This is a genomic window from Sphingobacterium sp. PCS056 (assembly GCF_023273895.1).
In the GTDB taxonomy this organism is placed as follows: domain Bacteria; phylum Bacteroidota; class Bacteroidia; order Sphingobacteriales; family Sphingobacteriaceae; genus Sphingobacterium.
This window is the reverse complement of sequence record NZ_CP096883.1, coordinates 679,854-701,638: the sequence shown is the minus strand read 5'-3', so window position 1 is coordinate 701,638 and position 21,785 is coordinate 679,854. Positions and strand designations below refer to the sequence as shown.

The window sequence follows — 21,785 nt, the reverse complement described above, 5'->3', positions numbered from 1 at the left end:
TATATTAAAATAAGCGGCTTGTATATAATTCCCTCTGTGTAGAGACGGTATATACATTAAAATTAAATTAAAAATGAGACACGGAAAAAAAGTAAATCACTTAGGCCGTACTGACAGCCATAGAAAGGCAATGTTAGCTAACATGGCAACGTCATTAGTAAAACATAAACGTATCACAACTACTTTAGCAAAAGCTAAAGCTTTACGTAAATATGTTGAGCCTTTGATTACTAAATCTAAAAACGATACGACTCACTCTCGTCGTACTGTTTTCGCTTACTTAAAAGATAAAGAGGCTGTTACTATATTATTCCGTGAAATATCGGAAAAAGTAGCTAATCGTCCAGGTGGTTATACACGTATTATCAAAATGGAAAATCGTTTAGGTGATAACGCTGAAATGGCATTCATCGAATTGGTTGACTATAATGAAATCTACGGTGCTAAAGCTACTACTGAGAAAAAAGCAACTCGTCGTCGTGGTACTTCTAAGAAAAAAACTGAAGGAACTGAAGAAGCTCCAGCAGAAACTGATGCTACTACTACTACAGAAGAAGAAAACAAAGACTAGTTCTTTAACTTTTTTAGATATAAGGCCTATCATGAAAATGATAGGCTTTTTTATTTTTAACTGATTTTTAGGAAGACTTAGCTATATTTGCAATGCATATCGGACTTATGTTTCTCATTTAATTATTTATTCATTATCAATGGACTTATTTAACGTTTATCCCATTAATCCAATTAATATTGTAAGAGCACAGGGCTCGACGGTGTGGGATGCCGAAGGAAATGCTTACTTGGATTTATATGGTGGTCATGCTGTGATTTCAATTGGTCATACGCATCCACATTATGTTCAACGTGTGACAGAACAATTAAATCGAATTGGATTTTATTCTAATTCTGTCGAGATTCCTATTCAACGTGAATTAGCTCGATTATTAGGTGAGGTTTCAGGGAAAGAGGATTATCATTTGTTTTTATGTAATTCTGGTGCAGAAGCTAATGAAAATGCATTAAAATTGGCATCCTTCTATAATAAGCGAAAAAAGGTTATTGCTTTTTCAAAAGCTTTTCATGGACGTACTTCTTTGGCGGTTGCTTGTACAGATAATCCAAGTATTGTTGCTCCGGTCAATGAAACTGATCATGTTATATTTTTACCTTTTAACGATGAAGAAGCTTTGGTTGAGGCATTCCAATCTTATGGCGATGAAATTTCATCTGTAATTATTGAAGGAATACAAGGTGTCGGGGGTATTCGTGAAGCATCTGTAGCATTTCTTAAGTTAATTCGTTCACTTTGTGATCAATATGGTTCTGTATTTATTGCTGATGCTGTACAGTGTGGTTACGGTCGTTCTGGGCAGTTTTATGCACATGATTATGCTGGTGTTGATGCTGATATATATTCCATGGCAAAGGGAATGGGAAATGGATTTCCTATCGGTGCAATTAGTATAGCTCCCAAATTTGTGGCTACCTACGGTATGTTGGGAACGACATTTGGTGGTAATCATTTGGCTTGTGCCGCTGCAGTTGCTGTTCTGGAAGTTATTAAACAAGACAATTTAATTCAAAATGCTGCTCAAGTTGGAGCTTATCTCATAAGCGAATTGAATAAGTTTGAACAGATCAGCGAAGTCAGAGGACGTGGATTGATGATAGGTATTGATTTGCCTAGTGAATTAGCTCATGTAAGAAAAGATTTATTAGATAGTTATAAAATATTCACAGGAGAGGCTAAGCCTTCTGTTATCCGTTTATTACCTGCATTAAATACAACAAAAGAAATGGCTGATCAATTTTTAACAGCGTTTGCTGAAATTTTGAAAGGTTAATTTTGATTAAAATATAGATATGAAAAAGTTTTTTTCTGTTAAGGATGTTGCAAATGTGTCTGACGTAGTGAAAGAAGCGTTGGAGCTAAAAGCTAATCCCAATGAATTAGAATCTTTAGGAAAATATAAAACGCTGGGCTTAGTGTTCTTAAATCCGAGTTTGCGTACGCGTTTGAGTACTCAAAAAGCTGCTATGAATTTAGGAATGAATGTCATGGTCATGAATATGGATAAAGATGGTTGGGCACTAGAAACTCAAGATGGAGTTGTCATGAATGGTACAACTGTCGAACATATTCGTGAAGCAGCTGCCGTTATGGGAGAGTATTGTGATATTTTGGGTTTACGCTCTTTTCCAAAATTAAAAGATCGAGAAGAAGATTATTCGGAAGATTTATTTAACAAGTTTATTCAATATTGTGGTGTACCCGTCATTTCTTTAGAAAGTGCAACCCGTCATCCTTTACAAAGTCTGACTGATATTATAACCATCACAGAATATAAAAAAACGGAGAAGCCTAAAGTTGTTTTAGCTTGGGCTCCTCATGTAAAAGCTTTACCGCAAGCAGTACCAAATTCATTTTCGGAATGGATGTGTCAAGCTCAATCAGAAGGTTTAGTTGATTTTACAATTGTACATCCTGATGGATATCAATTATCTGAAGAATTTACAAATGGTGCTAAGGTATCGAATAACTTGAATGATAGCCTTCAAGGGGCCGATTTTGTATATGTGAAAAATTGGTCTTCTTACGAAGAATATGGACAGGTATATCCTGTAAAGGAAAATTGGTTAATCGATAACGAAAAATTAGCGTTGACCAATGACGCAAAAATTATGCATTGCCTTCCTGTTAGAAGAGATTTGGAATTGTCATCAGAAGTTCTGGATGGTCCAAATTCTTTAGTCATTAAAGAGGCCAGTAACCGTGTTTGGGCTGCTCAAGTAGTATTAAAGCGTATGCTAGAGAGCTTAAAGAAATAAAAATAAGCTTGTAAATATATTATTTTGGAAGATTTAGAGAGAAAGATGTCAAATAGTAGCCTGAATATTATAAAGATAGGTGGCAATATCATTGATGATGAATTACTTTTAGATTCATTTTTAGAAAAGTTTGCAGCATTACCAGGCAAAAAGATTTTAGTGCATGGTGGTGGTAAAATAGCTACGCGCATGGCGAGTGATCTAGGGATTGAGGCTAAGATGGTCGAGGGACGTAGAATCACAGATGAAGCCATGTTACGTATTGTAACCATGGTTTATGCAGGGTTAACTAATAAAAATATTGTTGCAAAACTTCAAGTGTTAAAATGTGATGCGATAGGCCTGAGTGGAGCTGACGGCGGAACTATTAAAGCCATAAAACGTCCTGTTAGGGATATTGATTATGGTTTTGTTGGTGATATTTTACATGATTCTGTAAATACAGCTTCTATTAAAAAATTCTTAGAAGCGGGATTTGTTCCCGTGTTCTCAGCAATCACTCATAATGGTTTAGGCCAGTTATTGAATACGAATGCAGACACAATTGCTTCTGCTTTAGCTGTTGGTCTATCGTCTCTATATGATACGTCTTTAGTTTACTGTTTTGAAAAGAATGGTGTATTAAGAGATGTTACAGATGATCAGTCGGTCATTAATTCAATTCATGCTGATGAGTTTCCAAAATTAAAGGAAGATGGTACAATCCATGATGGTATGGTACCAAAACTGCAAAATGCTTTTGATGCTATACAAAAAGGTGTTAGGAATGTGTATATTGGTCATGCCAATAACTTGCACTTGTTCCAACAAGGGCAATTTGGAACTTGTTTAACCTTAAAATAGAATTTTGAATCATGAAAAGAATCACCATTATCGGAACAGGAAATATTGGTTTGTCACTTGCAAAAGGTTTAGTTAAGAGTGAATTTTGCAAAGCAGAACAAATTACTTTAACAAGACGTAATATTAAAGCATTAAGTCATGAAAGCCAGTTAGGATTTGTCGTCACAGACAATAACGTACAGGCCGTTCAAGATGCTGATATTATTGTTTTTGCAATTTTACCGCAACAGTTACGGAAAGTTCTGGAAGAAATTGCCCCGATAGTGAAGGATTCTGATCAAATTTTTGTGTCTGTTGTTTCAGGAGTGAGCTGTTTGGATATTAAAGAAGTGCTAGGACAAGGTACATCGGTCGTAAGAGCAATGCCTAATACGGCAATTGCTATTGGACAATCAATGACTTGTATTGCTACGGATACTGCAGCAGCTCATATCGTTAAAGAAGTAGAGGTGATGTTTGAGACCGTTGGAGCAGTTGTTGTCATAAATGAAGATTTAATGACTTCGGCGACAGCACTGTGCGCTTGTGGAATTGCTTTTTTCTTAAGAGCTATTCGAGCGGCATCACAAGGAGGTGTAGAAATCGGTTTTCATGCCCATGATGCACTAAAGATGGCGGTTCAAACAGCTAAGGGTGCAGCTGACTTGTTACTTCAAACACAAACGCATCCAGAAAGTGAAATTGATAAGGTAACTTCCCCTAAAGGATGTACTATTGCAGGTTTGAATGAAATGGAGCATCATGGTTTCAGCTCCGCCTTTATAAAAGGTATTAAATTATCTGCTCAAAAGGCTGGAGGTTTATATAATGAATAATCGTGTTCAATTATTTGAAGAGAGTTTAACATTACTGAAATCACTGATTAAAATTTCTTCTTTTAGTAGGGATGAGGGTGAAACAGCCGATTTAATTGCTCAATTTTTTAATAAAAAACAAATTAAGTCGTATCGTAAAGGAAATAATATTTGGGTTTATAATAAAAATTATTCCCCTCTTAAACCTACTATCTTATTAAATTCACATCATGATACAGTAAAACCCAATACTGGTTACACTAGAAATCCGTTTTCGCCCGATGAAGCAGATGGTAAGCTTTTTGGATTAGGGAGTAATGATGCTGGAGGATGTTTGGTTTCTCTAATTGCTGCATTTCTTTATTTTTACGATCGATCTGATCTTCAATATAATTTTTGTTTGGCAGCGACAGCGGAAGAGGAAGTATCTGGAAAAGGAGGGATAGAATCAATAATTTCTGATTTAGGAACTTTGGATTTTGCCATCGTCGGAGAGCCAACTTTAATGGATCTTGCTATTGCCGAAAAGGGTTTAATGGTATTGGACTGTACAGCGCACGGTATAGCTGGGCATGCAGCAAGAGATGAAGGTGAAAATGCTCTTTACAAGGCTATTCGAGACATTGAGTGGTTTAAATCTTACCAATTTGAACGAGAATCCAATAAACTGGGTCCGATCAAAATGTCTGTTACGATGATTCATTGTGGAGAACAACATAACGTTGTACCAGCGACTTGCAATTTTGTCGTTGATGTCAGGACAACGGATGCTTATAGTAATGAAGAAACATTGGCAATTATAAAACAGCACGTGTTATCGGATGTTTCAGCGCGATCGACTAGATTGAGTTCTTCTTCAATTCCAGAAGATCATCCTTTTGTTTTATCAGGCATTAGCCTTGGAAAGAAGACTTATGGATCTCCCACTATGAGTGACCAAGCGTTATTACGAATTCCTTCAGTAAAATTGGGGCCAGGTTTTTCTGGGCGTTCCCATATGGCAGATGAATTTATTTTTATAGAAGAAATACGGAATGGTATCGACGATTATATAAGCATGTTAGAAAAAATTATATAAATAAAAAAGCACAAAATATATTTTGTGCTTTTTTATTTATATAAGATTTCATAGTTTAAACTAAACTAATCTGTCTTTTTATACTTTCTTCAAGAGATATAATGGTTTCAGTACGTTGAATTCCTTGTACCGATTGAATATCTTCATTCAATACTTTACGAAGATGTACAGTATCTCTACAGATGATTTTGGCAAAGATACTATATTGACCTGTACAGTAGTGTAATTCAACAACTTCTTTAATTTCTTTTAATTGTGAAACAGCATCTGAATATTGAGATCCTTTTTCAAGATAAATACCTAAGAAAGCAGTGATATCAAAACCTACTTTTTGTGGATTTATAATGAGATTGGATCCTTTAATAATACCCAATTCTTCCATTTTTTTCATGCGAACATGGATGGTACCTCCAGATACAATTAATTTTTTTGCTATTTCTGTATAAGGAATAGACGCATCATTCATCAAAATTGATAATATCTGAATATCAAGATTGTCTAAATCGTAATTAGAATAGTTGTTTTCCATTAAATGTGCTGTTATTAATTAAGTTAATCAGTGTCGATGACATATTGTTTTTTATAATCGTCACAGATTAAAATTTTAAATTTTTCAAAAATACTAAGATTTGTTGGTTTATGTCTGTAAATTTAGTAAAAATTTTATATACATATTATTAATGTGATATTTGAATAACAATTTTTTATATCATTTTGATTATTATTGACTTTAAGTCATGAATGCCAAATTTATGGAAATAGAAGACGTTAAAATTTCAAGAAAAAAACCCATTTATGCTGTGGGAGAGGGTTTACATAAATATTTACGTTTATATCAACGTGACGCAAAACTACCTATCAGTTATAAGGATCTACTCTCCTTTACTGAGACCATACCTGTTATGGACAAATACGGGAATGATACTTTTTGGGAAACGCCACTATATCCACCATATCTAATCGATCAACTTTACGATGGTTTGAAAGTAATTTACGCCAATTTAAAGGCATCTGGTAATACCCGAATTGTGCAGCATAAGTATATTGATCGTGTCGAATATTGCGCGTTTGGAAATACCAGACCATTTCGAATTAGAATTGTAAATCGTTTGAATGATGTTTATGATTACTTTTATATCAAACAGGCTGATGCTTCACGTATTTACGGATTGGAATTGGAAGAGATATTGTCTCCTAACCAAGTGAACTATATGGTAGATCATGAGACATTAGTGGAAGAGCATATTGTGGGTATTCCCGGAGATATTTTTGCTAAACAAAGAATGTATACACCTGATTATAATCTTACTCGAATCTCTAAAGAGTTTGTCAAATTTAATGAACGTTGTATTATATCTTTATTAGGAGACATGCGTGCTTATAACTTCGTTGTACAAATCACTCCTGATTTTGATGATTTTCAATTTCGAATTCGTGCAATTGATTTTGACCAACAATTTTATGAAGGCAATCCTAAAGTCTATATGCCCCAGTTTTTTAAAGAGAATTTTCCTTATGTCAAGCTGTCTATGGAGCATTTAACTGATAAAACAGTATCGCAGTATCAACAAGAAGAACGATCTTCGATTGTCCATCGGGTACGTAGTGAGAGGCATCGAATTGCAGATCTGAGAGATGCATCAAAAACTCAGCAATTATCTACAGAGGAAAATATTAAGCAATTACGCGAAGCTTATGCCATCTCACATGAGAATGAGCAGTATCTGAGATGTAAAACTATGACTGATATTGTAGAATTGAATGTGAAAAATGTAATTAGACAAGTGCAGCTATAAGCTTATTTGACTCTTTTCTCATTATCTTTCACAAAAGCACTCCATCCACTGTAACTTTTACTATTACCTGTGCTCGCATTTTTTTGAAAAGAATGACAAACTGCAGCAGCCAGTCCATCAGTCGCATCTAAAAATTCTGGAGTTTCATTGAATTTTAATAGGGACTTGAGCATCCCTGCCACCTGTTCCTTGGTGGCATTGCCACTGCCAGTGACCGATTGTTTAATTTTTCTAGGTGCATATTCAAAAATTGGTATGTTAAAATTAAGCGCTGCGGCCATAGCAACCCCTTGCGCTCTACCGAGCTTAAGCATTACTTGAATGTTTTTGCCGTAAAATGGTGCCTCTAGAGCAACACTATCAGGTTTATACTCCTCGATTAAAGCTGTCGTTTTTTTAAATATGCGTTGAAGTTTGAGCGCATGATCATCAAGGTGTCCCATTTTAACTACGCCCATTGTTATCAGACTAATGTTATTTCCCTGTTCTCGTATTACCCCATAGCCCAAAACAACTGTTCCAGGGTCAATGCCTAAAATAATTCTTTCTTTCGCTTTCTCCTTCTGCATGTGCAATATTACATTTTTTATTCGATATGGATATAAATTCAAGGACGAAAGGATACTACAATTGCCATAAAATAGCTTTAGCTTTGACTAAAATTTAGTAACATTGTTTCCAAAATTGAGAAATGCTGACAAAAGCACAAAAAAAATATAGTGGTATATTGATTAAAATCGCAGTCTTGGCTTTTGCTGGCTGGTACATTTATAAGCAATTATCAGATCCAAATAATCTGCTGAAATTTAAAACACTGATAGCTGGGATTGATCCTCATTATTTTTGGTTGACCTTCAGTCTTATTGTATTTTTAATGTTTGTAAATTGGATGCTTGAAGTTGTTAAATGGCAGTATCTCTCGATAAGAATTGAAAGAATATCCTTAGGTAAAGCTTTCCAGTCCGTATTTAGTGGATTAACATGGGCTATCTTTACTCCAAATAGAATTGGTGAATACGGTGGAAGAGTTTTGTTTTTAAAGCCTGAAAATCGAGCTAAGGGTGCTGTCGCTATGGGTGTCGGTTTATTTGCTCAATTGGTATTGACTAGTATAGCGGGAGCATTAAGCATCGCTTGGTTTGCATGTACTTACATGGAAACCCCTTTATCTATTGGGTTTGGTATTTGGTTATTAGCAATTCTATATGCTACAGGTTTCTTAGTTCTATATTTTAATGTTCATTGGGTAGATGTTATCGTTGGAAAAATTGGTTTTCTGAAACGTATCAAACCATTCTTCTCCATTTTGGAAGAATATACTTTTAAGGAATTGTTAGTGGTCATCTTGATCTCATTAGCTCGATTTATCATTTTTACTTCGCAATATATTATTTTAATGTTGGTTATTTTGCCAGAATTGCCAGTCATGGCAATGATTTTGATGATATTCATTTTGTTCTTCGTACAGGCAGCATTACCTACATTGGATATTTTTGATTTTAGTGTAAGAAGTTTTGTTGCCGGTAATCTTTATAGTTATATAACGAACCAAGAGCTGGCCGTAATGGCAATCGTATCCTGTATTTGGTTTGTAAACCTAATACTTCCAGCTTTTTTAGGTTCTTTTTTTGTTTTGAAAATAAATTTTTTTGGTGATTCTAAGTCTTAGTTTTTTAACAATATTATTAGCACTGATCTATATTGCATTGGTGCTGTATATGCGTAAGGGTTGGTTTGAGATACCGACCGTTATATCCAATTACAAACCAACGAGAAGAGTTTCAGTTATCATCGCCGCTCGCAATGAGGAGTCTGGGATCGCAAGGACTATCGAAGCTATTTTGCATCAAAGATTTCCTTCGGAACTGCTCGAGTTAATTGTGATAGATGATCATTCTAACGATCGTACAAGTGAAGTTGTATTGTCCTATGCGGACAGAGGAGTGCAATTGATTCAGCTCAATGAGAGTAATAAATTGAACTCATATAAGAAATTAGCTATTTCAAAAGCCATTGATTTATGTAGTGGAGATATTATCGTTACGACAGATGCTGACTGTCGTATGGATGAGAATTGGTTGACAACGATCATTAGTTATTTTGAAACTCAAGATTTATACATGTTATCTTCGCCAGTTGTTTATTCAGAAGAAATATCCTTTTTTGAAAGACTTCAAACACTTGAGTTTTTATATTTAATAGGTTTGGGAGCTGCTGGTATTGGAAATAAAAACCCAACAACTTGTAATGGTGCAAATTTAGCTTATCGTAAAGATGTATTCTATGAAATGGGTGGATTTTCAGGAATTGATGAGTTGGCTTCGGGTGATGACGAACTATTTTTACATAAAGTTGCTGCTAAATATCCCCATAAGATAGGTTTTTGTAAATCTACTGACGCAATTGTATATACTGATGCTAAACCCACATTGAAATCATTTATCAGCCAACGCAAGCGTTGGGCATCAAAAAGTACTAAATATAAAAACAAAGCAATCGTCTTACTAGGAATTACGATTTGGCTATTTAATTTTTGTATGCTAGCCTGTCTTTTAGCGGGTCTATTTTATCATTATACCTATCTTTTTACTTTTCTGGTCGTCCTTGTTGCTAAGATAATAGTTGAATATTTGTTTATACAACCTTTGACGCGATTTTCCAATAGAGAGGAATTAATGAAGTACTTACCGATTCTGTCTTCTCTACATATTATTTATCTCGTGTATATAGGGGTGTTGGGTAATATTGGGAAATATGATTGGAAAGGAAGGCAAGTCAAATAATTAACCATTTTTGACTCTCATACGAATTTTTTGTTCCGCTTCTAAAACTATTTCTTCTAAAGTTTTATCGGTTTTATCAATTGGATCCAATACTTCCCAACTCATCTTTACAAAAGGTGTTAGCGGAAATAAACCACTTTTAGTCATTTCATAAGAACCATTAATGGCTATTGGAACAATAAGTGCATCTGGATTTTTTTTCAATATGGTAGCGATTCCACCCACGTGAAAAGATTTCATTTTACCATTTCTTGTACGTGTCCCTTCAGGAAAAATAAAAGCAGACCAATTTTTAGTTTTCATATTATTCGCAAGTTTTAAAATCTCTCCTATGGACTGTTTTGAATCTTTACGATCAATATTCGCTGCTCCTCCATGTTTTAGATTAAAAGATATACTGGGTATGCCTTTGGCTAATTCTATTTTGGAGATGAACTTGCCATGAAATCTTCTTAAAAAATAGATCATAGCCGGTATATCAAATGTACTTTGATGATTCGCAACAAAAATTATGGGTTGCCCCGTAGGGATATTTTTATTATCAATAAAAGTTACGCTATTGAAAAGGAGACAATTGCAATAAGTAAGAAAGAAATTGAGTAGATCGACACTCTTCTTATGCATATTATATCCTCCTAATTTAAGACTTAACCATTGAATGGGATGAAAAATTAAAAGGCATAAGCCAAAAAAGAAATAAAATATAGGTGTCAGAATAAATCCAATAATCTTCTTCATGTTTCAATCTAATTATTATTTACAGCAAATATAATTATTAATATAGTTTACAAATAATTATTGCGGTTAGATGTTCTTAATATTATTCAAGTTCACTTTCGTAAAATATATTTTTGATTTAATAATGTTTATATTTAGGGAGGTCAGATTAAAACATTTTAATAAATACCGTATTTGTGAAAGTAATCTGTACTTCTTGCTATACAGATTATCACAGAAGTTGATTTGGAATATATTGAACACATTTAGTTTAAAGTAAAAGGAATTATATTGATCTATTTTATTTAAATCTATCTTCCTTTGGCAAACAGGCCAATCAAATGACTAACAGTGATCCAACTTTTCGCAATGAAGGAGATAATCTTATCGTAAATTTTTTCGCTATAACTGTATTGAATGATATGAAATTTCAAGAGAAACAAACATTTTGGAGTTGGTGGATGATCGTCTTAATGATTTTTTTGCTACTATCTACAGTAAATTATGATGTAGTCAATATATTCAAAGGTGATTTTAGTAAAATGAATTTCAATCCAGCATTTTGGATCGTAGTAGGTATCATTATTTTCTTTTCTTTTATAAACTTAAAAACGACTATAAATGAAGAGGGAATAGCTATCCAGTTTTTCCCATTTCTACTAAAAACCAAATTGATTCTGTGGTCACAACTAGATGATTTGTATGTTAAGGATTATAATCCCATCGCCGATTATGGCGGCTGGGGATATCGAAATGGTAGCCAGGGCAAAGCTTACAATACAAAAGGGTCAGTCGGTTTACAATTAATATTTAAAGATGGATCTAGACTTTTAATTGGTACTCAAAAAAAAGATGAATTAATCCGTATTGCCATCCAAGTAAATCAAGAGTTTCTTAAAAATCCCAGTGAATAACATTTTACTATATCCGGCTGCTTATTTGTTCTAGGAGAGCTTATTGCTATTCGCTCATTTGATTGTCAATATTCAGTTTAGATTCGTGGAAGATCGTATATCGACATAATAAATTTTATACCAAATTCGCTGATATTGGTGGTTTTTATTTCATAAAGGTCTTGCGTTTCACCGTCCCAGCATTTCATATTGATCGTATATTTTAATAAAGCATTATCATGGCTTGATTTTGGTATTAGTTCTGTTAGTAAAAGTAGTTTCATCTACTTTATTCATATTTTATTACAAAGAATGGTTAAAAATATAATTAGTTTATTGCTTTTATTGTTGAGTACAATAACTGTTTATTCTCAAAATTTTGCTGGAAGTTGGACAGGAATTCTAAAAGTTGGCAATTCAAATTTGAATTTTGTTATTCATTTGTCGCAAGAAGGAGGTCTATGGAAAGCTAAAGCAGATAGTCCCGATCAAGGAGCCTTTGGAATCCCTGCACAAGCTCATATAAGTGGCACTGGCATCGAAGTTATTATTCAAGGCGGTATCACGTATATTGGTAAAATGGAAAAGGATGATTTGATAGGCGGAGAATTTCAACAAGGGGCATTTCGAGCCAAATTAGATCTTTCCAAAACAGGAAAAACTCCCACGGTTACTCAGGTAATTAAATCACAACGCGTAATACCCCCTTACGATTATGATACTGTAGATGTCAATTTTAGGAATAAATATGATGATGTGCTTCTTAGCGGTACTTTAACCTCTCCAAGGCAGAAAGGTAAGTTTGCGGCAGTTGTTTTAGTGACAGGAAGTGGTCCTCAAGATCGGAATGAGACGCTAATGGGACATGAACCATTTCGTATATTATCGGATTTTTTAACAAAAAACAATATTGTTGTACTTCGATATGATGATCGTGGTGTTGGACTTTCAAAAGGAAGTTTTATAAATGGGACCATCGAGAATTTCAGTAAAGATGCTATGGCTGCGATAGATTTTTTAAAGAAGAGACCTAATGTCGATCCCAGTAAAATTGGTATTATTGGACATAGTGAAGGAGGTTTAATAGCCGAGTTATTAGCAGGGCAAAAGCTTCCATCGCTTTCATTTATAGTTTCTTTAGCAGGACCAGCGATACCAATTGATTCGTTGATGATTTCCCAATTATATCGTATAGGCAAGGTCGCTGGTATGACAGATCTCGCTTTAGCTCATGCGCAGGAAATCAATAGAAAGAATTTTGAAATTGTTAAGAGTAAGAAACCTCACCATGAAGCGATGGCAATGATTCTTGATAACATGAAAATTGATCCCGCACAATTGAACTCCGCGAGCAAATTCGAGCTTGAGACACTTTTGTTACCATCTTATCGGTATTTCATGCGCATAGATCCGGTTCCTTTTATTAAGAAGATCACAGTACCTGTTTATGCCGCATTTGGCAGTCTTGATGTGCAAGTACCAGCTGAACAAAATTTAAAGAGTTTGAAATCGAACTTACCCGCTAATCCGAAAACTGTTTTAAAAGAGTATGAAGGTTTAAATCACTTATTTCAAAAAGCAAATACTGGCGCAGTGTCTGAATATGAACAAATCAGTGAAACGATAAATAATGAAGTTTTATTAGATATTGTAAAATGGATTCACGGTTTAGGTTAATGGACGACTGAATGTATTATTTGAGTGACATCCCATCAAATTTATTAAAAATACGATAACGTTGTAAATTGCTATTTTCGAATATAGAAGCCCCTTTATGTGGTCTCTACAATACATTTTAGTATATTTCCGCCTCTATAACTTTTCTTTGCAATTCAATTAGGTTTATATCTTTGTCTATACACTTGCTCCATATAAGATGGAAAAAGATTTAATAAAAACCTTTAATAATATATTATGAATTTCAAGGCAGTTATTACTTTAACTTTCTTAACAATTTTAGCCGCTATAGTTTCTGCAAGAGAAATCATACCTTTTAATCAGGAATGGGCTTTTAAAAAAGGTCCCTTCACTAGCGATGTATTACAATATGGGACTATTTTCTCAGGCCCTTGGCAATCTATTACCGTGCCACATACATGGAATGCAAAAGACATGCAGGTTCGCAATGATCGATTTACATCTAATGAAAAATTTTATGTGGGAGATGCTTATTATCGCAAAACTTTTGTTCCTGAATCCTCATGGGATGGAAAGCGAGTTTTTATAAAATTTGAAGGTGTCAATACCAATACCGAAGTTTATCTTAATAATTCACCATTACCCGTAAAGAAGGAGAAAGGTAATATGGTGTATGATGGTTCAGTGATTAATGGCAATTATCAAATTGTTGGTAGACATCAAGGTGGTTATTCGGCCTTTGTGTTGGAGTTGACCAATATGCTGAAATTCGGAGTGGAGAATGAGATTCTTGTTAAAGTAAGCAATGAAGCGACTCCACAAGTAATTCCTGTTAATCATACTTTATTTCCTATGTATGGAGGTATCTATAGACCTGTACAACTGATTGTAACAGACAAAATCAATATTGCAGTTTCAGATTATGCTTCTTCCGGGATATATATCAGTCAAAAGGAAGTAAATAAGAAAAGTGCTGATATCACTTTAAAGGTTAAATTAGAAAATAAAACTCCAGAAATGCGAGATGTGCAAATCGTATCAACGATTTTTGAGCAGGGTGGAGCAGTAAAAGTAAAAGGTGTAAAAAAACATCGCTTACTTCCGCAGGGAAGACAAGAGGTCGTTCAAGATATTAGAATAACAAATCCACACGTATGGCAAGGCTTAGACGATCCCTATTTGTATAAGGTAGTCACACAGATTATGGATGGAAATATTATTCTTGATGAAGTGGTTCAGCCATTGGGAATTCGCAAATTTGAACTGCGTACAGGAGAAGGCTTCTTTTTAAACGGTGTTAAATATCCGATGTATGGTGTGACACGTCATCAAGATCGATGGGGAAAGGGCTCTGCTCTATCAAATGCAGATCATGATGAAGATTTGGCTATTATAAAAGAAATGGGAGCAACCACTATTCGATTAGCTCATTATCAACAATCGGATTATTTTTATGCAAAATGCGATAGTATAGGTTTTATTGTTTGGGCAGAAATTCCATTTGTCAATCGTGTAACAACATTAGAAGAAGCAAATGCTAAGCAGCAGTTGACAGAACTTATTAGGCAAAATTATAATCATCCCTCTATTTATATCTGGGGATTACACAACGAAGTTTATACACCCAATGCTTATACCATAGAATTAACAACAAAATTGAATGACTTGGCTAAAACAGAAGATCCATATCGCTATACGGTTCAAGTGAGTGGTTATAATGTCATTAATCATGCTGTAAACAATAACGCAGATGTACAGGGTATCAACCATTATTTTGGATGGTACAATGGTGTTATCCGTGATGTAAATAAGTGGGCGGATCAAATTTCAAAAGATTTTAAAGATTATAAAATAATTTTTTCAGAATATGGAGCTGAAGCAAATCCCAACCACCAGCAAGAGGTTGTTGGAGATGTCGGTAACCAATGGGCAAATCCTGCATTTTTTCCTGAAGAATTTTCAACCAAGTTTCATGAAATACATTGGGGAACGATAAAGAGGCATCCCATCTTTCTAGCTTCCTATCTCTGGAATACATTTGATTTTGCTACACCAATAACCGCGTTAAATGTTGAACCGAGAAACTATAAAGGATTAGTTACATTCGATAGAAAATTAAAAAAAGATCCATTTTATTGGTATAAAGCTAACTGGAGCAAACAACCGGTACTTTACCTGACTCAACGTCGTGTTGTGGAAAGAGCCAATGAGGTTACACCCATAACTGTTTATTCCAATATCGGAACACCAACGCTATGGGTAAATGGTGTAGAGATCAAAAACTATGTTATGGGAGAAACAGATGTGCATTATATCTTTCAAAATGTTAAATTAAGGGAGGGAGACAATATCGTTCAAGTGAAGGCATCAAAAGGGGAGGCGCAATTGGAAGATAAAATCACATGGCATTATTTGAAGCAAAATCCTAAGGCAATTAGTAAAGACGGCCCAACTGACAATAAAAATGAACATATAGGATTATAATAAAAGGGCTTTCAAAACCCTTTTATTATTTTAAGGCGTCATTAACGACACCGGCAAAATTTTACCATTATAGTATTGGTGTCCATTTTGAGCAAACTCTGCAATATATCTGCCCATTTCAAAAGCCAGTTTTCCCGCCTCTACGCCAGGAAAAGCGGTTTCAAACATCTCTGTTTGTGCAGAACCCAATGCAAGACAATTGACTCGGATACCCATGGTCTTAAATTCTTCTGCTAGACACTCTGTTAATACCGCCAATGCCGCTTTGCTAGAAGAGTAGGCCGCCAAACCGCTGAATTTGGATGAGCCCTGAAATCCACCCATACTTCCAATATTAAGGATATGGGAACCTGCAGGCATTAAAGGAACGATGTTTTGAATCATATTGGCATGAGCCAGAACATTCGTTTGAAACATAGATGCAATATCCTCCAGTGAACTATCCATAAAAGGTTTATTGATCAATATACCTGCATTGTTGATCAGAATATCAACAAGGTCAAACTTTGATTTGATAAATGGTACCAAAGTTTGGTAATCATCAAATACGATATCGAATTGAGCAGGATATAAATTGCCCCCATCAAAGTTTAAATCCGATGCAATCTCGTGCAATCGCTTTAATTTATCAGCCGATCTAGCTAGGGCGATGACATTGTTTTCTTTTTTAGCTGTAAGATCTAATACTGCTTCAAATCCAATACCACTGCTTGCGCCAGTTATTACAATATTTGCCATAATTTCTTAATTTAATCTTCACTTTGAGATTCTTCTACCTCTTTAACAGACGGCAGTTTGTCAGTTCCTAAAGCCGAGGGATGAAAAATATAATATGAACCTGTAAAGGCCATAATTGCCGATATAATATAAAACAATAAACTAATCAAAACGGCCAAATGCGAGTCGAGATGAAAGAAATTGGCTCCCCACATATATACAAGCTCCCGCATACCTAATCCTCCGACAGAGAATGGGATGATTGCTACTAAGGACGAAGCAAGAAAGAGAAACAAATAGGGCGAAAATTTGCCTTCAAAACCCAAAGCATATAAAATCATTATCGCAGACAACACCTGCATAGACTGCACACCTATTGCTTTGCAGTGCGTTTTGATAAAATTTGATTTAAAATCAGGAAAAAATTTCCCAACAATAAAATAGTAGAGTATTGTACCCGCGATAAATCCAGAAATCGTTAAATAATTAGGGATATTTAGCTGTGGCATAAAAATAACCAGTGCAGCAATAATAAGACATAACGCCCAAAGACCACTTAAACGATCAAAGAATAATGCTCCTAATAGCTTTCGGCCCTTAATATTATATTTTTTACGAAGAAAATATATTTTATAACCATCTCCTCCGACACCTCCAGGTAAAAACAGGTTGTAAAATAAGCCTAATTGATAGAGCTTGAGGTTATATCTTTCCGAAACATTTAGTCCAATTGCTTTAAGGAAACTAAGTAATCGAGAAGAAGATATTAAAATTGAAGCTCCATAGGCTAAAAATGCGAGGAGAAGAAAAATCGGATTAGAATTGACCACTGCATCCTTTAAGTCATCAATAGAAACCTTACTAAATACCCAATAAAGTGCAGCAATAGTGACAACAACTTTAAGGATATTCTTAACTATTTTCCAGAGTAATTTTTTATTCATTAGCTATGAAGTCTACGCAATGACTTTCTAAATTAGTTGTCAAAGATATTAATTTGGTTAAACTTATCGTATTATTTATATTAAGCTACTAATGGGTATATACGGGAGTATAAAAGAATTAAGTATATCAGTAGAAATATCGTACATAAAGAGAATTGCCAATTGATATCAACTCTTAAATATTTGTTTTTTAGCATGAATATAAGTAGTACGACGAAAATTATAAAAAGTAGTGCAGGCGCAACAATAGCCATTTCATTGGGAAAAGCAATATGTTTAGCATCTAAACTAGATTGAGCTCCTTTATTTGACAAGATAGGAACAGATGCAAGAGCTAAAAGCAAAACAAAGATACGTAATAGTGATTTTGCTACAATCTTACTAATGGTATGATTTTTGGATGTCTCAATCATGATTTGTTGTTATATTTACAGCAAAAATACAATAAGTAACTATAAAATTAATGAATATGAATCAAGTTCTTTTATCTATCACAACTCTTATGCTGAGTTTGTTTGTTTTTTCGGCTTGTAGTATGCAGCCAAAAGGAGCAACATCTAGTTCTTCATCAACTGCAATGTCTTCAGGTCCTAGTGCTTCAGACTGGAAAGGCGCTGTTAAAGGAACTTGGATATTAAATACTATTGACCGCGAAAATTTACCTGCTTCTTATACGATTAAAAGCGTATTTGAAGAGGCACCGGCAGAATGTTTTATCGGTAGTACATGGGTTTTACCAAGTAACGGGAAAGGAAATATTTCTTTCTCTGCAGATGGTAAATTATGTGCTCCAGGAGCTTCTAGAGATATAGTTTGGTCAATCTACAATCCCGGTAAGAATAATGGAGAACCACAATTTCAATTCAAAAAAATCTATGCTGGAGATAAAGCTAAAAATGTAGTCACTGGTTATCGTTTGGATTTATCTTATTCAGATGCAAATAAATTAGTGATGCGTATGCCAGTTACCATTTCTAGTGGTGAAGCTTACTTGGTATTCACTTTTTCTAGAGTTAATTAAAAGATTTTTTTATATAAATTGCTAAAGCTATAGGAAACTATAGCTTTATTTGTTTGAAATAGTATATCTTATGTATTTTAATAGTAGCAATTCAAGTAAAATATCTATATTTCACGGAATTATAAGGGATGCTATTCGAATAGCCCTAGGTTTAGAAAATCGACTGTATGTATACGATTTAACATCTCATCTAAGTCTGGAGAGAATGAAGCCACATATTCAGCACGATACGGAGACCAAGGATGTCGTTGCGACCGAGTCTATCATTACAGTGCGGGAATTTATTAGACTTACCTTTGCCGCATTGGGAATAGAAGTAGAATTTTGTGGTAAGGGACAGTTAGAAAAGGGTGTTGTAATTGATATCGATGAGGAACAGTTGAGTTTGTTGAAGCTGGATAAGGACAATATCAAATTTGGACACACGGTTGTTAAAGTTTATGACAGAAATGCTGAACCTCCTACTCAAAGCCCAGTAAAAAATGACATTAAAAAAGGACATTATACAATTCATGATCCCAAAAAAAACGATGTGGAAACATTGATTAAAAACTTGGTAATGATAGATTTAGAAATCATGAAGAAATAAAGATAATGGATAAATGTCATCTGTCATTTTTATGATCTTGTTATCTACCTATCGCAATAGAACATATTATTTTTTTAATAGCTACATAATTTGAAATTGGAATAATATTTGTGGTACAATAGTATCTACAGGACGATACAATAAGTCTAATAAAAAATGGAATTCAAGTGTAATGGAAACTGAATTAGTAAAGGGAAATAAACAGGAAGAAATAAAGAAAAATACCTCAAAAGTTTATTTTTTTATAATAGCAATAGCTGCGCTTATTGTTACCAACGTTTATTTCTATGTTAAGTTTAAATCTTCAGGAGAAAAAGTGTACGCACTAACCGTTGAAAAGGAAAATCTTGAGGTTGAAATTGATCGTATCGAGGCAGAGCTAGATAAAATGAAAATTGAAAATGTTCAGTTATCTCCACCTTTAATAGCAAAAGAGCAAGATGCAAGAAATAAAATTGTTGATTTACGAGCCAAATTAGCTAGAAAAGAATTATCTCAATCAGATATTGATTTTGCTCAGTCAACAATTACATCACTTAAAAGCGATGTTGCCTATTTTACATTAGATGTCAATCGCTTAATCCAAGAAAATAAGATTTTGGCAGAAAAGAACAGTTTATTGCAAAAAGAAGTTTCTGCCTCCTCGACTAAAATTACAAATCTAGAAAGTTCAAATAGCAAATTAGCCTCAAAGGTTAATGTAGCTGCTGCTCTCAAGGTTTCTAATATTTCAGTATCTGGCCTTCAAGAAAAGCGTAATAATAAAGTAGAAGTAGAAGAACGTGCAAAGAGAGTAGATAAGTTAAGCATCAATTTTACAATTGCAGACAATACGCTTGCAAAGATTGGAAATAAAGATGTTTTTGTCCGTGTTATCGATCCACAAGGAAACTTAATTGTTAATGATGAGAATAATACCTTTTTTGCCCATGGTGAGAAACTTCAATATACTTTTAAGCACAATTTAGAATTTACAAATCATGGAGAAGAATATGCGTTGTATTGGAATGATGATAAGAAGTTTGTAAAAGGAGCTTATACAGTACTCTTATATTGTGATAACGCTATCATGGGAAGGTCTACAGTGGTCTTAAAATAGGCTAAAATAAAGATACCATCTAAGGATGTACCTTGATGGTATATGGTCAGAAATAAAAGAGGAGCTCAAATACTGGACTGCCCCCAAAATATTGGACAAATTTAGTTAATTAGATTTGTAATAATGAGCTCGATATTCTGTCGGGCTCATTCCATTTAAATTTAGTTTTATCCGTTGATTATTGTAATAGGAGATATAATCTTCTATTTCGCTTTTTAACTTCTCTGTTGATTCGTATTGTTTTAGATAAAACAGTTCTGATTTTAAAATTCCGAAGAAATTTTCAATTACGGCATTATCAAGGCAATTTCCTTTTCTGGACATGCTTTGAGTGATTCCGTTTTCTTTGAGCCACTGTTGATATTTAGGCATTTGGTATTGCCAGCCCTGATCTGAATGTAAAAGCAGTTGTGATGCCCCCCTTGCTTTGGGCAGTGCCTTTTTGAGCATATCCATTACCCCTTTAAAGACCGGCCTGTCAGTAATTTCATAACTTATAACTTCCTGATTAAACAGATCAATTATTGGGGAGAGATACAGCTTTTTTTCCTTGACTTTGAACTCAGTAATATCCGTGGCCCATTTTTGCAAAGGCCCCTCAGCCTGGAATTTCCTGTTGAGGATATTGGGGGCGATCTTGCCCAGTTCACCCCGGTATGACCTGTATTTCTTTATCCTGATCAGACTCTTCAAACCCATTTCCCTCATTAATCTAAGAATGGTCTTATGATTCATATCCACTCCATCCCGTTTGAGCTGCAGGGTAATGCGGCGATAGCCAAAGCGGCCCTTATGTACATGGTAAACTTTGTTGATTTGCGCTTTCACCTGTTCGTATTTATCTGCTTGTCCCTCCTTCTTGGAATGATAATAGAAAGTACTTCTTGCCATTTTAACGCAACTCAGCAGGATATCAAGATCAAATTGATGCCTTAGCTCCATTATGGCTTTCGCTTGTTTTCGGCTTGAGCTAAGGCGCTGAGCTTTTTTAGCAGGGCATTTTCTGCACGTAAATACTCATTCTCCTGCAAAAGTTCCTCTTCACGCGTGAGCGCTTTATTCGTTTTTCTAACTTTTCGCTTGATCTGCGGATTTGCTTTCTTTGTCATCAAGGGTCTCCCTTTTGGCCGTGCCTCCAATCCTTCTGGACCAAACTTGTCCAGCCTTTTCTGCCATTCAATGATATGGGCATCCGAGGAAAGGTCAAAGCGTACACGGGCTTCTTTCAAAGATAAACTTTCTTCTCGGATTGCAGTAAGGACAGAAAGCTTAAAAGAAGCACTAAAGTGTCTTTTCCCTTTCCTGGGAAGTAGCCCCGATTCCCCCTGATACTTATATATTTTGTACCACGTCTCAAACAAAGAATACGTAATCCCGAATTCTTCTCCCAAAGACTTTGCAGAACGATAATGCTCATCCATTTGTCTAACACAGCTCAACTTAAATTCAAAACTGTGCTTGTTTTTCTTATTCATAAAAATGCCCCCAGAAAGTGTCTAACTTTTTGGGGGCACTGCATACAAGAGCTCCTCTTTTGTTTCTAACCATAGCTTATCTGAA

The 21,785-nt window shown here is 34.7% G+C and carries 20 protein-coding genes and 1 pseudogene; 15 read left to right on the top strand and 6 right to left on the bottom strand.

Annotated features, from left to right (window positions below; all coding sequences use genetic code 11):
• Window positions 1-73: 73 nt before the first annotated feature.
• The 6 genes from rplQ (at window position 74) to MUB18_RS02875 (ending at window position 5,544) form a co-directional block, all read left to right on the top strand.
• Window positions 74-571 carry a 50S ribosomal protein L17 gene (rplQ, locus tag MUB18_RS02900; protein ID WP_045753993.1) on the top strand — a complete coding sequence of 166 codons (498 nt, stop codon included), beginning with the start codon at window positions 74-76 and terminating at the stop codon, window positions 569-571.
• A gap of 139 nt (window positions 572-710) precedes the next feature.
• Window positions 711-1,844 carry an aspartate aminotransferase family protein gene (locus MUB18_RS02895; protein ID WP_248754922.1) on the top strand — a complete coding sequence of 378 codons (1,134 nt, stop codon included), beginning with the start codon at window positions 711-713 and terminating at the stop codon, window positions 1,842-1,844.
• Window positions 1,845-1,863: 19 nt separating this feature from the next.
• A complete protein-coding gene (locus MUB18_RS02890) occupies window positions 1,864-2,829 on the top strand; it encodes an acetylornithine carbamoyltransferase (RefSeq protein ID WP_248754921.1) in 966 nt (321 codons plus the stop codon).
• Between the two features lie 45 nt (window positions 2,830-2,874).
• Complete coding sequence (gene argB, locus MUB18_RS02885; protein ID WP_045754640.1) at window positions 2,875-3,672, top strand: acetylglutamate kinase; 798 nt, start codon at window positions 2,875-2,877, stop codon at window positions 3,670-3,672.
• An 11-nt stretch (window positions 3,673-3,683) separates the two neighbouring features.
• Window positions 3,684-4,487 carry a pyrroline-5-carboxylate reductase gene (gene proC, locus MUB18_RS02880; RefSeq protein ID WP_045754639.1) on the top strand — a complete coding sequence of 268 codons (804 nt, stop codon included), beginning with the start codon at window positions 3,684-3,686 and terminating at the stop codon, window positions 4,485-4,487.
• Window positions 4,480-5,544 carry a M20 family metallo-hydrolase gene (locus MUB18_RS02875; protein WP_045754638.1) on the top strand — a complete coding sequence of 355 codons (1,065 nt, stop codon included), beginning with the start codon at window positions 4,480-4,482 and terminating at the stop codon, window positions 5,542-5,544. Before proC ends, MUB18_RS02875 begins: the two co-directional genes overlap by 8 nt.
• A gap of 55 nt (window positions 5,545-5,599) precedes the next feature.
• On the opposite strand, the gene MUB18_RS02870 is transcribed toward MUB18_RS02875, so the two are convergent.
• Complete coding sequence (locus MUB18_RS02870) at window positions 5,600-6,073, bottom strand: Lrp/AsnC ligand binding domain-containing protein (RefSeq protein WP_045754637.1); 474 nt, start codon at window positions 6,071-6,073, stop codon at window positions 5,600-5,602.
• A gap of 223 nt (window positions 6,074-6,296) precedes the next feature.
• Here MUB18_RS02870 and MUB18_RS02865 point away from each other — a divergent pair, with 223 nt between their 5' ends.
• Window positions 6,297-7,340 (top strand): hypothetical protein, encoded by a 1,044-nt coding sequence (locus tag MUB18_RS02865; RefSeq protein ID WP_045755616.1) that lies wholly within the window; start codon window positions 6,297-6,299, stop codon window positions 7,338-7,340.
• A 2-nt stretch (window positions 7,341-7,342) separates the two neighbouring features.
• On the opposite strand, the gene ruvC is transcribed toward MUB18_RS02865, so the two are convergent.
• Window positions 7,343-7,909, bottom strand: coding sequence for a crossover junction endodeoxyribonuclease RuvC (gene ruvC / locus MUB18_RS02860; protein WP_248754920.1), 567 nt, complete (start codon window positions 7,907-7,909; stop codon window positions 7,343-7,345).
• Between the two features lie 122 nt (window positions 7,910-8,031).
• Between ruvC and MUB18_RS02855 the strand changes: the two genes are divergently transcribed.
• Both MUB18_RS02855 and MUB18_RS02850 read left to right on the top strand, forming a co-directional pair.
• A complete protein-coding gene (locus tag MUB18_RS02855) occupies window positions 8,032-9,009 on the top strand; it encodes a flippase-like domain-containing protein (protein WP_248754919.1) in 978 nt (325 codons plus the stop codon).
• Window positions 8,993-10,123, top strand: coding sequence for a glycosyltransferase family 2 protein (locus MUB18_RS02850; protein ID WP_248754918.1), 1,131 nt, complete (start codon window positions 8,993-8,995; stop codon window positions 10,121-10,123). Before MUB18_RS02855 ends, MUB18_RS02850 begins: the two co-directional genes overlap by 17 nt.
• On the opposite strand, the gene MUB18_RS02845 is transcribed toward MUB18_RS02850, so the two are convergent.
• Window positions 10,124-10,861, bottom strand: a complete 738-nt coding sequence (locus MUB18_RS02845) for a lysophospholipid acyltransferase family protein (RefSeq protein WP_094771526.1) — start codon at window positions 10,859-10,861, stop codon at window positions 10,124-10,126. It lies immediately after the preceding gene.
• A 320-nt stretch (window positions 10,862-11,181) separates the two neighbouring features.
• Between MUB18_RS02845 and MUB18_RS02840 the strand changes: the two genes are divergently transcribed.
• The 3 genes from MUB18_RS02840 to MUB18_RS02830 all read left to right on the top strand — a co-directional run bounded on the left by MUB18_RS02840 (window position 11,182) and on the right by MUB18_RS02830 (window position 15,855).
• The gene (locus MUB18_RS02840; RefSeq protein WP_094771525.1) at window positions 11,182-11,754 is read left to right on the top strand and encodes a hypothetical protein; all 573 of its coding nucleotides are present in this window, start codon (window positions 11,182-11,184) and stop codon (window positions 11,752-11,754) included.
• Between the two features lie 291 nt (window positions 11,755-12,045).
• Complete coding sequence (locus MUB18_RS02835; protein WP_248754917.1) at window positions 12,046-13,410, top strand: alpha/beta hydrolase family protein; 1,365 nt, start codon at window positions 12,046-12,048, stop codon at window positions 13,408-13,410.
• A gap of 237 nt (window positions 13,411-13,647) precedes the next feature.
• Window positions 13,648-15,855, top strand: coding sequence for a glycoside hydrolase family 2 protein (locus tag MUB18_RS02830; RefSeq protein WP_248754916.1), 2,208 nt, complete (start codon window positions 13,648-13,650; stop codon window positions 15,853-15,855).
• A 30-nt stretch (window positions 15,856-15,885) separates the two neighbouring features.
• Here the strand turns inward: MUB18_RS02830 and MUB18_RS02825 are convergent, their stop codons facing one another.
• Together MUB18_RS02825 and MUB18_RS02820 are read right to left on the bottom strand one after the other, a co-directional pair.
• Window positions 15,886-16,593 (bottom strand): SDR family NAD(P)-dependent oxidoreductase, encoded by a 708-nt coding sequence (locus MUB18_RS02825; protein ID WP_248754915.1) that lies wholly within the window; start codon window positions 16,591-16,593, stop codon window positions 15,886-15,888.
• A gap of 11 nt (window positions 16,594-16,604) precedes the next feature.
• A complete protein-coding gene (locus tag MUB18_RS02820; protein WP_045754629.1) occupies window positions 16,605-17,516 on the bottom strand; it encodes a lysylphosphatidylglycerol synthase transmembrane domain-containing protein in 912 nt (303 codons plus the stop codon).
• Window positions 17,517-17,985: 469 nt separating this feature from the next.
• Between MUB18_RS02820 and MUB18_RS02815 the strand changes: the two genes are divergently transcribed.
• The 3 genes from MUB18_RS02815 to MUB18_RS02805 all read left to right on the top strand — a co-directional run bounded on the left by MUB18_RS02815 (window position 17,986) and on the right by MUB18_RS02805 (window position 20,225).
• Window positions 17,986-18,537, top strand: a complete 552-nt coding sequence (locus tag MUB18_RS02815) for a lipocalin family protein (protein WP_248754914.1) — start codon at window positions 17,986-17,988, stop codon at window positions 18,535-18,537.
• Window positions 18,538-18,742: 205 nt separating this feature from the next.
• Window positions 18,743-19,126: a hypothetical protein gene (locus tag MUB18_RS02810; protein WP_248754913.1), complete on the top strand. Its 384-nt coding sequence runs from the start codon at window positions 18,743-18,745 to the stop codon at window positions 19,124-19,126.
• A gap of 172 nt (window positions 19,127-19,298) precedes the next feature.
• Window positions 19,299-20,225 carry a hypothetical protein gene (locus MUB18_RS02805; protein WP_045755612.1) on the top strand — a complete coding sequence of 309 codons (927 nt, stop codon included), beginning with the start codon at window positions 19,299-19,301 and terminating at the stop codon, window positions 20,223-20,225.
• Between the two features lie 105 nt (window positions 20,226-20,330).
• Here MUB18_RS02805 and MUB18_RS21930 read toward each other — a convergent pair.
• A pseudogene (locus tag MUB18_RS21930) lies at window positions 20,331-21,700 on the bottom strand (IS3 family transposase).
• Window positions 21,701-21,785: the final 85 nt, after the last annotated feature.

Coding starts and splice junctions, on each gene's coding strand:
- rplQ (WP_045753993.1), top strand. CDS start 74: ATGAGACACGGAAAAAAAGTAAATCACTTAGGCCGTACTGACAGCCAT.
- MUB18_RS02895 (WP_248754922.1), top strand. CDS start 711: ATGGACTTATTTAACGTTTATCCCATTAATCCAATTAATATTGTAAGA.
- MUB18_RS02890 (WP_248754921.1), top strand. CDS start 1,864: ATGAAAAAGTTTTTTTCTGTTAAGGATGTTGCAAATGTGTCTGACGTA.
- argB (WP_045754640.1), top strand. CDS start 2,875: ATGTCAAATAGTAGCCTGAATATTATAAAGATAGGTGGCAATATCATT.
- proC (WP_045754639.1), top strand. CDS start 3,684: ATGAAAAGAATCACCATTATCGGAACAGGAAATATTGGTTTGTCACTT.
- MUB18_RS02875 (WP_045754638.1), top strand. CDS start 4,480: ATGAATAATCGTGTTCAATTATTTGAAGAGAGTTTAACATTACTGAAA.
- MUB18_RS02870 (WP_045754637.1), bottom strand. CDS start 6,073: ATGGAAAACAACTATTCTAATTACGATTTAGACAATCTTGATATTCAG.
- MUB18_RS02865 (WP_045755616.1), top strand. CDS start 6,297: ATGGAAATAGAAGACGTTAAAATTTCAAGAAAAAAACCCATTTATGCT.
- ruvC (WP_248754920.1), bottom strand. CDS start 7,909: ATGCAGAAGGAGAAAGCGAAAGAAAGAATTATTTTAGGCATTGACCCT.
- MUB18_RS02855 (WP_248754919.1), top strand. CDS start 8,032: ATGCTGACAAAAGCACAAAAAAAATATAGTGGTATATTGATTAAAATC.
- MUB18_RS02845 (WP_094771526.1), bottom strand. CDS start 10,861: ATGAAGAAGATTATTGGATTTATTCTGACACCTATATTTTATTTCTTT.
- MUB18_RS02840 (WP_094771525.1), top strand. CDS start 11,182: ATGACTAACAGTGATCCAACTTTTCGCAATGAAGGAGATAATCTTATC.
- MUB18_RS02835 (WP_248754917.1), top strand. CDS start 12,046: ATGGTTAAAAATATAATTAGTTTATTGCTTTTATTGTTGAGTACAATA.
- MUB18_RS02830 (WP_248754916.1), top strand. CDS start 13,648: ATGAATTTCAAGGCAGTTATTACTTTAACTTTCTTAACAATTTTAGCC.
- MUB18_RS02825 (WP_248754915.1), bottom strand. CDS start 16,593: ATGGCAAATATTGTAATAACTGGCGCAAGCAGTGGTATTGGATTTGAA.
- MUB18_RS02820 (WP_045754629.1), bottom strand. CDS start 17,516: ATGAATAAAAAATTACTCTGGAAAATAGTTAAGAATATCCTTAAAGTT.
- MUB18_RS02815 (WP_248754914.1), top strand. CDS start 17,986: ATGAATCAAGTTCTTTTATCTATCACAACTCTTATGCTGAGTTTGTTT.
- MUB18_RS02810 (WP_248754913.1), top strand. CDS start 18,743: ATGAAGCCACATATTCAGCACGATACGGAGACCAAGGATGTCGTTGCG.
- MUB18_RS02805 (WP_045755612.1), top strand. CDS start 19,299: ATGGAAACTGAATTAGTAAAGGGAAATAAACAGGAAGAAATAAAGAAA.